We start from the raw sequence: 13,178 nt of genomic DNA, 5'->3' as shown, positions 1-13,178 counted from the left end.
CACACCTGACAAAGAAATTATTTCAAATAGAACTCAACTTGATTTTCAAATGGCAGCATAGGGTAAGTAGTCATGTCTGAACTTAAATTTAATGATGATCAAATAGCCATTATAGAAAAGCTTAAACTTAATGCAAAATTAACTGATATTGAAAAGTTATTTACTGCTAATGGTTACACGCCAGAAGAGTTAGAAACTTTACTAAGAGTTGCCAATGCACTTTATAGATCAGGTCAGCCAATTATTGAAGATGTTCAATACGATGAATACTGGGATTATCTCAAGACAATAGATCCTGAAAATCAGTTTTTGTTGGATGTTGAGCCAGAGGTAATAGTTGATAGTAAAACAGTACCATTACCACAAAAAATGCTTTCCACAGATAAAGCTTACTCTTTTGACGAAATAAAGAAATGGACTGAGAGAATTACAAAAGCAGCGACAGAAATTAATGTTGATCATGACTCCATTGAATTAAAAATCACTCCTAAATTAGATGGGTATGCAGCATATGATGATGGAATAACTCTTTATACTCGTGGTGATGGAACTAGAGGTCAGGATATAACTCGTGCTTTTGATCGAGGATTACAAGTAGCTAAGAATGCTGGTCGAGCGTTAGGCCCCGGAGAGATCGTAATTAAGAAAAGCTACTTTGATGAAGTATTAAGTGACAAGTTTGAGAACTCACGAAATATTCAAGCTGCAATAATCGCAGAGAAAAAAATTGATAAAGATATCCAAAAGGCAATAGATGAAGGGGCTTGTGTATTTTATCCATTTTCAGCATTAGAAAAATGGACGGGAAGCATATCAGAATTGCTATCTGACTTTGAAAGTTTACTAGAAAAGATGTGGAAAGCTGTTGATTACGACATCGATGGCTTGATCATAGAAACTACTAATGAGCAAATAAAAGAGCACATGGGGGCAACTAGGAAGTTTCATAGATGGCAAATTGCATTTAAGGTCAATGATGAATCTGCTGAAGTTGAAGTATTAGATGTAATACCTCAAACATCAAGAACAGGGCGTATTTCACCTGTAGCTGAACTTGTTCCAACTAAATTAAGTGGTGCGACAATTAGCCGAGTCACAGTTCATCATTACCAAATGGTGAAGGACAAAGGAGTTGGTAAAGGCGCTATTCTTCAAATAGTTAGAAGTGGTTTAGTTATACCTAAAATTGAAAAAGTGATTGAAGCCGCAGAGCCTCAAATACCCTCGACTTGTCCAAGTTGTGATACTCATCTAATTTGGGAGTCAGATCATTTAATTTGCCCTAACAAAACTGATTGCCCTGCACAGACAGAGAATACGCTTATTCACTTTTTTAAGACATTGGGTAATGTTGATGGATTCGGTCCTAAAGTAATAGAAAAACTTCATGAATCTGGAATGAAGAGAATTCACGATATTTATGAAGGAATAAATCATAAATTTACAGGGTATGGTTTCGGTGAAAAAACAGCTCAAAACTTAGTTGATGAACTGGAAGCGAGTAAAACTCGACCGATAGAAGACTGGAGGTTTTTGGCTGCATTTGGCGTAAGCCGATTGGGAGCTGGTAATTGTGAAAAGCTACTACAGCATCATTCAATAACTGAGCTTTTTGATGTATCAGTTGAAGAAATGGTTAAGATAGACGGTTTTGCTCAATTAAGTGCAGAGGCTATTGTTGAAGGTCTGGCAAATGTCAGGGACGAGTTCTTCAAGGTTTATGACTTAGATTTCAATTTATCAGTGACTCCAAAATTATCGGACGTAGTTACTAGTGACTCAGCCATCGCTGGTAAACTAATTGTGTTTACTGGTTCGATGCAACAAGGGTCGAGAGGTGATATGGAGAAACAAGCCAAATCTCTTGGTGCAAAAGTTGGCAAATCGGTTTCTGGAAAGACTGATTTACTAGTTACGGGTGAAAAAGTTGGCGAGAACAAAATTAATGCAGCTAGAGAAAAAGGCGTGGAAGTAATAACCGAAGCTGAATATTTAGAGCTAATTTCTAATAGCTAACGAGATTTTTATCAACGCCAACTTTTCAGTTTCAAATTTTGGGGAAGTTGGCACAATTTTAAAAAGTTAAATCAGTTTGCGGTAACTTAAATAAATGATATTAATATGTTAGTTTAAGCTAATGGGTGAATATTATAAGAGGCAAGGATGAATCGACAAGACTACCAGAAGTCTATAATTAACTCACTTACTTGGCTATCAACTCAGGTGTCTGTAAGTAATAAATTAAACCTTACTGACATAAATGTTCATTCAGAAAATTTTTATAGAGATCTGCTTAACTTAGCATTTGGCTATAACCTTCAAAATATTAATATTATTGAACCGAACTCTGCGGCAATCGACCTAGGCGATAGCAATGCAAGAATGGCAATACAAGTCACATCAACATCTTCTCTCTCTAAAACTCGCCACACTGTTGAAAAATTCATTGAAAAAGCACTGTTTAAAAACTATGACCGCTTAATCATTTTGAATATAGTTGAAAAGACAGCTCATAAGAAATCTTCAGTAGGCGATGATTCATATTGTTTAGATACTAAAAAAGATATTTGGGACGTTGGTGATTTGGCTGTCATGATAAATGATTTGCCACTAGAAAAAATTGAAGAAGTTTCTGTTTTTTTAAACAAGCAACTTTACGTAAAACCTAGTGAGAGCCTTCCTCGCAACATAGAGACAATTCTTCGGCTTATTGAACTAATAAGTGATGAAGAACACCCTGCCGTGGGTATTGGTTTCTTAGATGAGCCTTTTCCTGATGAAAAAATTAATCAGCGTTTCTCAGAACATGCGAACTTTTTAAAACAAGAGTTCTTAATTTTATATCAAGATTACGGTGCAGTATTGGACTCTGTTGAACAGGAATCGGATATAGGGCCAGTAAAAATTCGAAGACTTGCTCAGCATTTACGGATTTATAGTGACAAAATTCTAACAGAGTGTAATGGAGATCCAAGGCGTGCGCTTGCTCAATTAATTGAAAACTTTGTAAATTTGTTAAATGAAAATGGATTTGAAGCGGACACTGGCGCAGCTCAATTTTTTGTGATTAAGCATTTAATAAAATGCAACGTTTTTCCTAATAAAGAGGTTATTGGATATGTTTAATGTTTTCACTAAGGATGAGGACCTAAAAAAGTCGGCTCCTTACGTGGGAGCGGAAATACTCAAGTATTTAGAGAGTTCGACAGACGGAAAAGTCAGTATTTTTGATTTGGCGAAGGCTTTAAGGAAGGGAAGCAATATCTCTGTACGTAATATCTACTTCGGAATGATATTTTTATATTCCTTGGATATAGTTATTTTTGAAGAACCATATTTGATAAAAAATGCTAAAACTAAATAAATTATATAGTGAGCCTGAAGTTTTTGAACCAATTCCATTTGAGGAAGGGCTAAACCTTATATTAGGGGAAACAACTGAAGGTATTGATAAAACTAATGGTGTTGGAAAATCCTTAGCTATTGAGTTTATAAGTTTTGCCTTACTAAAACGGCATAGCGATTGTAGAGTATCTCTTATACCTCGCGAAGACTTATCAGACGAGACGGTTGTCTGCTTGGATTTCGTTTTAAATGGATACGAGATTACAAGTAGACGTTCTATAAAAGATCATGATAGCCCTATCTTAATTATTAATGGTATTACAAAGAACTATTCAAATTTGTCTGATGCAATTGATCATTTAAGTAGTTTAATGTTTCGCAGCTTTGAATTTGAGAAAACTCCTACATTTAGACAGATGCTGGGGCCTTTGATTAGAGAAGAAGGCTCTGAGTTTAAGTCGATTATTAATTGTTTTGATACTAATAAAAGAATCCCTCCCGATTATACGCCACATTTGTTTTTATTGGGTATTGAGCCTCATCCATATGCTGAAGCAAAAAAATTACACGGAGAAATGGAGAATATTTCTAAAGCTAGAAATAAGATGGAAGAAAACATTGTTACGTTAACAGGGAAGAATATATCTGAATCAAAAGCTGATCTTAATGAATTAGAAAATCAAGTACGAAGGATTCAAGCTGATATTGATAAGCTGGAAAATATTGAAGGGTTTGAGTTAATTAGAGACGAAATTATTGAGTTAGAAAATAAGCTTGAACGAGAGCGCTCTAAGCAAGCCCTGTTAAAATCAGAATTGTCTAAAATAAAACTATTTAAAGGTGATAATTACATTGATGGTGAAGAAGTCGCTGATCTTTACAACCAATTTAAAGATGGTTTAGGGGATTTAATAAAGCGTCAACTGGATGAAGTATCTGAATTTAAGAGAAAAATTGATGAATTTCAAAGGAACTTGTTTGAAGAGAGAAAAGTATCAATTGAACAAGAATTGAAAGAATTCGATTTGATTATTTCTAATCTAAATAAACTTTATAGTGAAAAAGTTGCTTTATTAGATCAACAAGGTGTTCTTGTTAGTTTAAAGCAGACAATAGCTATCCATGAAAAAAAGATAGAAGAATTCTCCGCATTATCTTCATTCATTCAAAAGCACACTGACTACGATAGTGAGTACAAGGGTAAAAAGAGGGATAGGGAAAGCGAGATATATTTATTGGAAAGCTTCGTAAAAAATTCAGAAAGAGTCGTAAATTCATTTCAAAATACAATTCTTGAAATGCATGACTATGTTTTTGGAAACCGTAGAAGTTCATTTGAAATAGAAGTGTCTAAAAGAAAGGAGATCTTGAAGTTCGAATTGCGTACAGACTCAGATGGTAGTCATAGTATTAATCGAGAAAAAGTATTTTTATACGACTTTGCATTATTAACCAACGAACATACTTCAAAAAATCACCCCGGATTATTAATTCATGACAACATATTTGACGTTGATCAGGATACTTTAATCAAGAGTATTAATTTTATTGGTGAAAATATTTCAATGCTTAGTCGGAAGCAATATATCTTAACAATAAACAGCGATAAATTTAGTGAGACCGATTTAAATTCTTTGAACATTTCTTTGCATCAATATTCACGCGCTACTTATACAAAAGAGAGTCGATTTTTGAAAAAACAATATCAAGAATTATCAGCTAAGCGCTAAAAGAGAGTAAGTGGAAGACGATCTTAATAGGGAGTAGTAAATTGGTTAATAACAGTGGCGGTGCTGCAATGAATGCTGGAGCAGACTTCCAGCAAAGGGTTGCGTCATATTTTTTAATACAAATGGCGCTTGGTAACAATTGTGCTGAAGTTCTTGAGTCAATAGTTTACGACAAAAGAGTTTTAAAGGTCGCTTTTGAAACTGATGACGCAGTTGATGATATTGTACTCACTCATTCCAATTCTAAGACATATTTGCAAGCAAAGAGAAAACTGAGCTTGTCTGATGCAGATGAATCTGACTTTTTAAAGACTATTGAGCAATTTGTTCGTCAAAATAAGGAGTCGCAAAATAGCGAGGACTCCTACGTTGTAATTACGTCTAATGAGACATCTTTACCAATTAAAAAGCATCTTAAGAAAATTGTTAACTCTGCGCGTTTGAATGCGAATTCTATATCACAAGATCCCATGAGTAGCCCTGAGCTTGCCGCATATGGAAAATTAAAGCGTTGTATTGAAAAATCGTACTCAAAAAACAGCTTTGGCAGTCCATCAAAGAAAGACATTCAAAGGTTATTATCGAAAATCTATATTGTTGTCTTAGATGTTGAAAAGGACGGAATCAATGAAAAGAGCTTTTTAGAATCGCTATTGAACAAGTTTAGTGTGGAGCCAAGTGTTATTTGGAACCTTGTAATAGCTCAAGCTTTAGTTTGGGCAAAGAATAGGCAGTCGATAGATAGTGATGGAATAGTCAATCTATTGAGTAAATTCAGGGTAGATGATCCAGAGCCTGAAAATGAAGATCTAGATAACTTTTTTAAAGTTAAGTTTGATTTGGATAATTATTCTATTTGCTCAGGAAGAGAGCTAGTCATTATGGAGTCGCCTTACCCTGAACATGATTATCAACTCGTAGAATTAGAACGTTTTGATGATGAAGGAAATTACAGAGTTAGTTTTCGAGATTCCAACATTGTTATGAGTAACGGAGATGAATTCGAGCTATTAGGCCGATTTTCTACATTTATGGGAGCGAAGAGGTTTATCGAGAAGTCACCTGAACTATTTAATAATTTATTAATTATAACAATTGACTCAGATGATAGTTGTGAGTTTGATAACACACAAATAGCTAAAGCATATTCTGAAAAAATTAGAGGGCATTTATTAAAAAGTAACGATGTTACGACATGTATTCATTGTCAAAATGGACTGTCTTTTCCCGCTGTTTTAATAGAGGTTCAGGAGAAAGATTTGCCTTTTGACGCTGGAAATATTCACATAGATTGCTTGAGAGCCTCTGATAGAGTTTTAGGAAGAACCGAAAATAAAGGAATGGATGAAACCCCTGAACTTAATTATTTCGACTTTAATAAATGGATTTCTTTGTTAGATCGAAGTCAAGGTCTGTGGGCTGGAATGAAGGCAAACCCAGTTAATCAACCAATTAAAAATGTCTTATGGAACTCTAATCCAGAGGGTGACCCAAACGGTACTCATTGTATAAAAATCAAATTGAAAGATGGAAGCACGCGATATGTTCATGAAAGAGGCAAAGTTCAGCGGTACAATAAGTTAGTAGCTCAAGATGTTTGCTCAAGATTGGAACAATGGCGTTTAGACTCCAAAGCTCAGAATAGCCCTCTTTGTTATTCTTCAGATGGTTGTCTTCAGGGAATGAAGAAAGATCTTCAGACTAATCACAATAATCCAGTCGATTTAATTGAATGTAAATCCTTTTCAGTTGTTACGTATACGAGGGGAATTGGTACTAAATTCGATGTGTTAAATAACTACTATGCTCCATTAATCGTTTTTTCTGACATAGAAACAGGAGAGTATATAACAGTTGATAACTCTATATTTTTGATCTCAGATCCATCTGAATTAAAAGTTTATTTAGAAAATTGGTTGGAGGTGGAGCTTGCGCCAAAAGCTTATAGGTTAGACATAATAAAAACCGATGCGGAATTTGATAAATTCATGCTTTGGAGCAAGCAGAACGACATTAGCGTATTTGTAGATCCTTTTTTCAATGATGAAAAAAAATTAATTAGAGGTTCAATAATCGAAGATCTCGCTGAATTGAAAAAAGAAAACGAGGATGTTGAAGAAGATGAAGTTGAACGATTTAGTCTGCTATTTACAAAAAGTAATGATGACGGTACGTTTACGCAACTTTACCGCGACTTCGTAAATAACGTAACTCTTCTCCTAAATGAAAAATGCATCTGCGATGCATGCAAATGCATGGGATGCCAGATGTATGATATCCGTATTGCTCATTATGGAAAGGACAATGTTGATATTAGGCAGTCAAATGAAAACACGATTGTTCTAAATTTAAGTGATAGTGAAAGTGAGTGGACAAAAGAGTTTATAGAAAACCATAGTGTTGATTGGGACGATTGGGAACCTCTTGTTACCTAGTTAAATTCACTTAAAGTTATTGGATCACTTTTGATTCAAAGATGTTTGGTTGAGCATTGGATTACAACACTACTTGGTTATTTGATATTTTTTAAACTCTGATTGAAAGTTCTTTCATTTCTAACATCATATAGCTCAATCGAAACTATTCCTGATTCTGATAAGAATACACTTTTGATACTAAAAAAATCATTGTCAATTTCTAGTTCTTTGTTTGAAATGTAAGAGCGATAAACCGCACCTAAAGTTGCTAGATCGAAATTTTCAATAACTCTTAAATCAACTAACTTGTTTTTTAAGGTTTTGTTATTTTTTGTAATTCCTGTAAATCCATTTGAAAGGCTATTTATAACGCTCTGATATTCATGATCAAAAATCGGAGAAAAGTCATTGCTACGAAAATATTGCTTATTTTCATGGCGAAGCACAAGGTTGTTAGGAGCTAACTCTATGTAAATAGCAAGATCGCGAGATGCACTAGCGGGACCAGTTTCAAATTGATCCATTAAATCTTTTCTCGAAATACATGAATAGTATTCAAGCCTGAATTCAATAAACTCTAATCTCAGTTTTTGAAAATATCCTAATTTATTTAAGGACATAAAATCTCTGAATTAATTTTTATTAAATTAATTCTTACAGAGTTATCAAAATGATTCAATCAAATTGATAATAAGTTGAAAAATTACCACTATGAGTTATCATTATGATAATACGTTAAGTCAGAAAACGTGCCTATCGGTAAAGTGTTTCCCATCATCTGGCATCAGTAGCAAATTAATATTGGGGAACCGTATGCAATTATTATCAATACCTCACACAAAGGTACTTGCGAAATTCAGTCAACAGATATCAATTGAAGCAAAAAAAATTAAAAAACAAATTGGTATATCTCATTGTGAAGCTAGGGAGATATGGATATTTGAAAACACTCCGTTTGAAGGTTCAAATGAATTTAACCTTTGGTTTAGTGAACAAGAAAATTACCTGAAATTGCTGTCCGAAGACCAAGATAGAATTCTTTGCTTGGGACGAAATAGTGTTTTAAAAAACGAAAACTACTTGGCCTTTAAAAAAGAAGTTGGTCTTTTTCAACTTGAAAAAGATGGAACAAGCAAGATGGTTTTAGGTCCTTCTGAGGTAACATCGTCAAGTCATAGTTTTATTACGGATAACCGCATATGGCGAAACATGGTGGTAAGAAGACCAACACCAGTACCCGATCCTAAAAACTATATTAAAAATGCTAATTCAATTGGCAGAAAGGTCTATGTTATTAATACGTTAGAGTCTTTCTTTAAGTGGCAAGAACACTGGGGAGAACAAGCATTGATCTCAATGTCTGTCTTCTTGGAACCTGACTTTGATAAAGTTGAGAAAGAAGCGCTGTTAAGTGACTTCATAGCAACGAAGTGAGTTAGTGTCGAATTTATGTATTTTATAAAATTCTACATATGTAGGACTTGAAATGGGGACGATTTTAAAAGATTGGCAACTAGTTTCTATTCTTGATGATGATAGAGAACTTGCTGTTGTGTTGTTTGGTATTGTCGTTTCGGATAGCACATGTAGATTTGTCGAAAATGATTATGTTTGTAGTTCTGTCATTGTCAAAATCAATTCTGATGCACGCATTGTAGAGACTAAATCAGGCTCGATTTATCACTTGGAAGGAGTTGGAATTAAGGCAGGGGTGCAGTATCAAGACTTTGAAATGCTCAGGAATGGTTACTCACCTCAGGAAATTAGCCTCATAAGCAGCCGAAATTACTTTCAATAAGCATGAACCGAGACAATTGAAGTAGTCTATCTTTAAAATTTTTTGAGCTAGTTTTTCGTCTAAATATCAATATCGTTAAGTAATTTCGATATCCTAAATTATTGTGTTTAAATAGTACTATTGGAACTCAATAAGAATAAAGTTTATGGATAACAAATTACCAAAACCGCTCATAATTTCTATTTCTCTAATACAAGGTATTGTACTTACATTACTTTATCAAAGTATTGAGCAAAACTTTTGGCCTGCCACAAACCCTGTTTGGCTAACTTCTCTTGCAACCTTAGCTATTAGCTTACCTTTGCTGACTTTTTTGTGCATAACACAATCTAATATTAAAGAGACAGTAAAGTATATTGTCCCTTTCGCTATAGTGGTGTCGTTATTGGGGGCATATGTCGGCTACCAGCAAGAACCAAAAGAATATATTAACAATGGTACAGCAATGGCTGTATTTTGCTTTACTGCACTTATAGCCTCTTTCAAAGCCTTAATGTATATCCAGCAGTACATCAGCAATAAAAAAGTCAGTTACAGTACATTGTTCAAATTGTCTTGGCGAAACTTTATAATTTTTGGTGAGTGTTGGTTATTTGTCGGGATTTTTTGGGGAATACTTAACCTCGGAGCTGGTTTATTTGCTGTTTTAGAAATTGAGTTTTTCAAAGAACTGCTAAAAAAGGATTGGTTTGTCATTCCTGTATTAAACTTAGCGTTTGGTTTTGCCATCATTGTCTTTAGAAATATCATTCATACAGTTGATAACATTTCTACAATCCTTCAAACGCTTATCAAATTCTTGTTACCAGCGTTAACCATTGTATCTTTAGGTTTCTTGATTACTTTACCTTTCACTGGATTAGGTGCGTTGTGGAAAACTGGATCTGGAAGTTTATTGGTAATGTGGTTACAAGCGTTAACGTTGTTTTTCGTCAATACTGTTTATCAAGATGAATCTCACCAGAGGCCATACAATTTAGTTTTGCACCGACTTGTGTTTATAGGTGTGGCGCTTCTACCTATTTATAGCTTAATTTCTATCTATGGACTCTGGTTGCGCATTGAACAATATGGTTTAACAGTGGATCGTTGTTGGGCAATCTTGGTTTGGGCTTTGTTGGCCTGTTTTTCTTTCGGCTATCTAGTTGGAATATTGAGAAAAAGAGACGCATGGTTGGAAACTCTAAGTTCAGTTAACATTGCTATGGGAATAGCGGTTTTAGCTGCAATGCTGCTAGTTAATTCCCCTATATTAAACTTTCAGTATATTTCAGCTCAAAGCCAACTATCTCGATTGGAAGAGGGAAAAATTAGTTATGATGACTTTGATTATGCTTACTTTGGTAGGTCGCTAGGCCGACAAGGTTATCTTCAATTGCAAACATTAAAGGAGCACTTGAAGGAAGTTTCACCAGAAAAAATCGCGATCATAGATCGTATGTACGTTAATCACCAAGTTGAGACTAATGAAAACTCGTTCTCTGAATTTGAAACACTTTTAACTTTTTGGCCTAGGAAGGAAGCCTTTCCCGAAGACCTATTAAATGTAATTTATGAAGAGGAAACTGAAAGACGCTGGTCTACATACAGGGGCAATACATATTATTTCGTCGCCCAAGATTTGAACGATGATGGAATACCAGAATACATTGTTATAACAGAAAATAACTACCAAACATCTGCTGATATGTGGTTTAAAAATAATGGCAAGTGGGAGTCAAAATATATGACTACTCATAATCCAGATGAAAACCGTTACATTAAAGATTCTATACAGGATTCAGAAATTAAGACTGTTAAACCTAAGTGGAATAATTTAAAAGTTGGCAATATTGAGTTTAAAGCTCAAGTTAACTAGTAAAGCTTATGAATATTTAAACAGGTTTTGAAAACGACTTTTATAGTTTCAGCTATAGCGGAGTTTATATATCTATGCTTCAAGTTATAGCCACGCGAGAGGAATGAATGAGCTTAAGTAATAATTATAGTGTGGTAATAGCCAGTGAAGTAGGCGGTGAAAGAGATGGTCTAGGCATCGAAGTCTATTTGGAAGGAAAGTTAATTCTCGACATTTTCCGTGATGATACAAAGAAAACACGACAGGTTAGCTTTTTCCAAAGTGATATTTCGTTAGATGTTGTTGAAGCTAGTATTGCTGAATTTAAAAAGGAAATTCCGTGGGAGTTTCAAGATTAATATCAGCATTGGGATCACAACTCATGAAAAGCCATCATGCTAGAAAGGTAGGGTATTCAAAAGGAATAGTTCGTTTGAGCGCTAGCCTTATATCTAGGAAAGATAAGTGAAAATAGACAATTTATTTCCATTAACACCGAAGCTGGCAGCAGCATACTATGGGTTGGGTGCTTTATCGTCAGTTCATTTAGTTAAACTTGCAGATCAATGGCTTTGTCAAAGCATTTTTACCGATAGTATTAATATATTGCAGACTCATAAAGCACCAAAAATGTATGAAGTGTCAGAACTATTTGAAGATGCAATGCAAGAATTGGGTATTACTATTCCAACTCGGATTGAATCAGCATGGATAGTTGCTGAAGACATTATGAAAAGGATGGTTTCAGGGTCAATAGAACTCATGGATGGAGCTAACTTTCTATACAATGACGTCCATCATGAAATTGATGATGTACTTCCTGACGGTAGTATCTAGGTAGTAATATGGGCTTTGAAAAAATTTTTTGTTGGCTAAGAGAAATATGGGACTGCCGGGACGGATCTCGTTTGCTTTATTACACTGATTTACCTCGAAGTGAAGCCAACATTAAATTTCAGGAACACTTGATTGAAGAAGTTGCGGTATGGCTTGATGCCAGAAATGGATGTGCGTCCGAAGTATAGAGTTTATGTGAAAAGGATTAAATGTCATCTAACGGGCAGCTTTGAGAAAAGTGGAAGTTTAAGTCTTAAACGAGCCGAGTTAGTATTGATTCATAATATTTTAAAATAGGGAATTAACTGTGAAGTGTGGATGTTGTGGAGCGGATATCGGTGATATTTCATTTGATAAAAGCTTTAAAATGCCAGATGAAATATGGGCATTAACAGAGAAACAAAGAAATGAAAGAGCTAGAGTGGACTCTGATCTTTGCCAATTGGACGATAAATTCTTTATTAGGGGAGTGGCTTATATACCCGTATTAAATACTGATAAGTTTTATGGCTGGGGTATTTGGGCTGAAATTCCAGAAGAAAAGTTTTTTGAATATGTTGAAAACTATGATTTAGACAATAGCTCACAACAGCGTTTTGAAGGAGTTGTTGCTAATCAAATTGCGGACTATAGCGATTGTCTAAATCTTAAAGTTGAGATTCAACTTGGCAATGAAACACAGAGGCCAATGTTTTACTTTAAAAAATCAAATCACGTTTTAACAGAACAACAGCAAGCTGGAATCTCTATTGAACGTGTTCACAGCTTTCAAGGTTAACCTTTTCTAAAGTGGCACTATTGAAAATAAATGATTTATTTTGATGACAAAATTAAAAGAATTTTATTAGATTATATTTCTAAAGATTCTCAATTTGTAGAATCTATTGTTTTAGCGTCTAGTGGATTTAACATTGCATTTACTGATTTCAATATTCAGTGCAATGAAACTGTGATTGGGTATATAGATAAAATTCAATATGAATGGGATGATGCTCCAAATGCAGGGCCTTGGGGAGCATTGGGAAGACAACGAGCTATTGGCGTTAATATTCAAAGTCCCAATTTCCTAAGAATTACTTTTGAAAGTGGTGATTACTTAGACATTGAAACATGCGAAAGCCACTATGAATCCGTAATATTTACTTTTCCCCCTGAAAATCAATGCCATGTGATGGAAATATATTAATAACGAGTCTCTGAAAATCGCACCAATA

The 13,178-nt window shown here is 34.6% G+C and carries 12 protein-coding genes; 11 read left to right on the top strand and 1 reads right to left on the bottom strand.

Going from position 1 to position 13,178, the window contains the following annotated elements:
* Positions 1-72 precede the first annotated feature (72 nt).
* The 4 genes from C2M33_RS18700 to C2M33_RS18680 all read left to right on the top strand — a co-directional run bounded on the left by C2M33_RS18700 (position 73) and on the right by C2M33_RS18680 (position 7,510).
* Positions 73-2,016 (top strand): helix-hairpin-helix domain-containing protein, encoded by a 1,944-nt coding sequence (locus tag C2M33_RS18700; RefSeq protein ID WP_105175162.1) that lies wholly within the window; start codon positions 73-75, stop codon positions 2,014-2,016.
* Positions 2,017-2,163: 147 nt separating this feature from the next.
* Positions 2,164-3,126, top strand: coding sequence for an SMEK domain-containing protein (locus C2M33_RS18695; protein WP_105175161.1), 963 nt, complete (start codon positions 2,164-2,166; stop codon positions 3,124-3,126).
* A 221-nt stretch (positions 3,127-3,347) separates the two neighbouring features.
* Positions 3,348-5,075, top strand: coding sequence for a DUF2326 domain-containing protein (locus C2M33_RS18685; protein ID WP_105175159.1), 1,728 nt, complete (start codon positions 3,348-3,350; stop codon positions 5,073-5,075).
* A 68-nt stretch (positions 5,076-5,143) separates the two neighbouring features.
* Positions 5,144-7,510 (top strand): hypothetical protein, encoded by a 2,367-nt coding sequence (locus tag C2M33_RS18680; protein ID WP_199776376.1) that lies wholly within the window; start codon positions 5,144-5,146, stop codon positions 7,508-7,510.
* Positions 7,511-7,587: 77 nt separating this feature from the next.
* On the opposite strand, the gene C2M33_RS18675 is transcribed toward C2M33_RS18680, so the two are convergent.
* A complete protein-coding gene (locus C2M33_RS18675) occupies positions 7,588-8,016 on the bottom strand; it encodes a hypothetical protein (RefSeq protein ID WP_105175157.1) in 429 nt (142 codons plus the stop codon).
* A gap of 289 nt (positions 8,017-8,305) precedes the next feature.
* Here C2M33_RS18675 and C2M33_RS18670 point away from each other — a divergent pair, with 289 nt between their 5' ends.
* The 7 genes from C2M33_RS18670 (at position 8,306) to C2M33_RS18635 (ending at position 13,150) form a co-directional block, all read left to right on the top strand.
* Complete coding sequence (locus C2M33_RS18670) at positions 8,306-8,926, top strand: hypothetical protein (RefSeq protein WP_105175156.1); 621 nt, start codon at positions 8,306-8,308, stop codon at positions 8,924-8,926.
* Between the two features lie 52 nt (positions 8,927-8,978).
* Positions 8,979-9,290 carry a hypothetical protein gene (locus tag C2M33_RS18665; protein WP_105175155.1) on the top strand — a complete coding sequence of 104 codons (312 nt, stop codon included), beginning with the start codon at positions 8,979-8,981 and terminating at the stop codon, positions 9,288-9,290.
* Positions 9,291-9,435: 145 nt separating this feature from the next.
* A complete protein-coding gene (locus C2M33_RS18660) occupies positions 9,436-11,148 on the top strand; it encodes a DUF4153 domain-containing protein (RefSeq protein ID WP_105175154.1) in 1,713 nt (570 codons plus the stop codon).
* Positions 11,149-11,255: 107 nt separating this feature from the next.
* Positions 11,256-11,486, top strand: coding sequence for a hypothetical protein (locus C2M33_RS18655; RefSeq protein ID WP_105175153.1), 231 nt, complete (start codon positions 11,256-11,258; stop codon positions 11,484-11,486).
* A gap of 106 nt (positions 11,487-11,592) precedes the next feature.
* Entirely contained in the window at positions 11,593-11,964 is a 372-nt protein-coding gene (locus C2M33_RS18650) for a hypothetical protein (RefSeq protein WP_105175152.1), read from the top strand.
* 307 nt (positions 11,965-12,271) lie between these two features.
* Positions 12,272-12,742 (top strand): DUF2199 domain-containing protein, encoded by a 471-nt coding sequence (locus C2M33_RS18640; RefSeq protein ID WP_105175150.1) that lies wholly within the window; start codon positions 12,272-12,274, stop codon positions 12,740-12,742.
* Positions 12,743-12,772: 30 nt separating this feature from the next.
* Positions 12,773-13,150 carry a hypothetical protein gene (locus C2M33_RS18635; protein WP_105175149.1) on the top strand — a complete coding sequence of 126 codons (378 nt, stop codon included), beginning with the start codon at positions 12,773-12,775 and terminating at the stop codon, positions 13,148-13,150.
* Positions 13,151-13,178: the final 28 nt, after the last annotated feature.

Source organism: Pseudoalteromonas sp. T1lg122 (assembly GCF_002964825.1).
GTDB lineage: Bacteria > Pseudomonadota > Gammaproteobacteria > Enterobacterales > Alteromonadaceae > Pseudoalteromonas > Pseudoalteromonas gelatinilytica.
Note: the sequence above shows the minus strand (reverse complement) of the source record. Positions and strands in the feature narration are given on the sequence as shown.

Bases quoted from the DNA above. Each gene is read 5' to 3' on its own strand.
- C2M33_RS18700 (WP_105175162.1), top strand. From the start codon at position 73: ATGTCTGAACTTAAATTTAATGATGATCAAATAGCCATTATAGAAAAG.
- C2M33_RS18695 (WP_105175161.1), top strand. From the start codon at position 2,164: ATGAATCGACAAGACTACCAGAAGTCTATAATTAACTCACTTACTTGG.
- C2M33_RS18685 (WP_105175159.1), top strand. From the start codon at position 3,348: ATGCTAAAACTAAATAAATTATATAGTGAGCCTGAAGTTTTTGAACCA.
- C2M33_RS18680 (WP_199776376.1), top strand. From the start codon at position 5,144: ATGAATGCTGGAGCAGACTTCCAGCAAAGGGTTGCGTCATATTTTTTA.
- C2M33_RS18675 (WP_105175157.1), bottom strand. From the start codon at position 8,016: ATGGATCAATTTGAAACTGGTCCCGCTAGTGCATCTCGCGATCTTGCT.
- C2M33_RS18670 (WP_105175156.1), top strand. From the start codon at position 8,306: ATGCAATTATTATCAATACCTCACACAAAGGTACTTGCGAAATTCAGT.
- C2M33_RS18665 (WP_105175155.1), top strand. From the start codon at position 8,979: ATGGGGACGATTTTAAAAGATTGGCAACTAGTTTCTATTCTTGATGAT.
- C2M33_RS18660 (WP_105175154.1), top strand. From the start codon at position 9,436: ATGGATAACAAATTACCAAAACCGCTCATAATTTCTATTTCTCTAATA.
- C2M33_RS18655 (WP_105175153.1), top strand. From the start codon at position 11,256: ATGAGCTTAAGTAATAATTATAGTGTGGTAATAGCCAGTGAAGTAGGC.
- C2M33_RS18635 (WP_105175149.1), top strand. From the start codon at position 12,773: ATGATTTATTTTGATGACAAAATTAAAAGAATTTTATTAGATTATATT.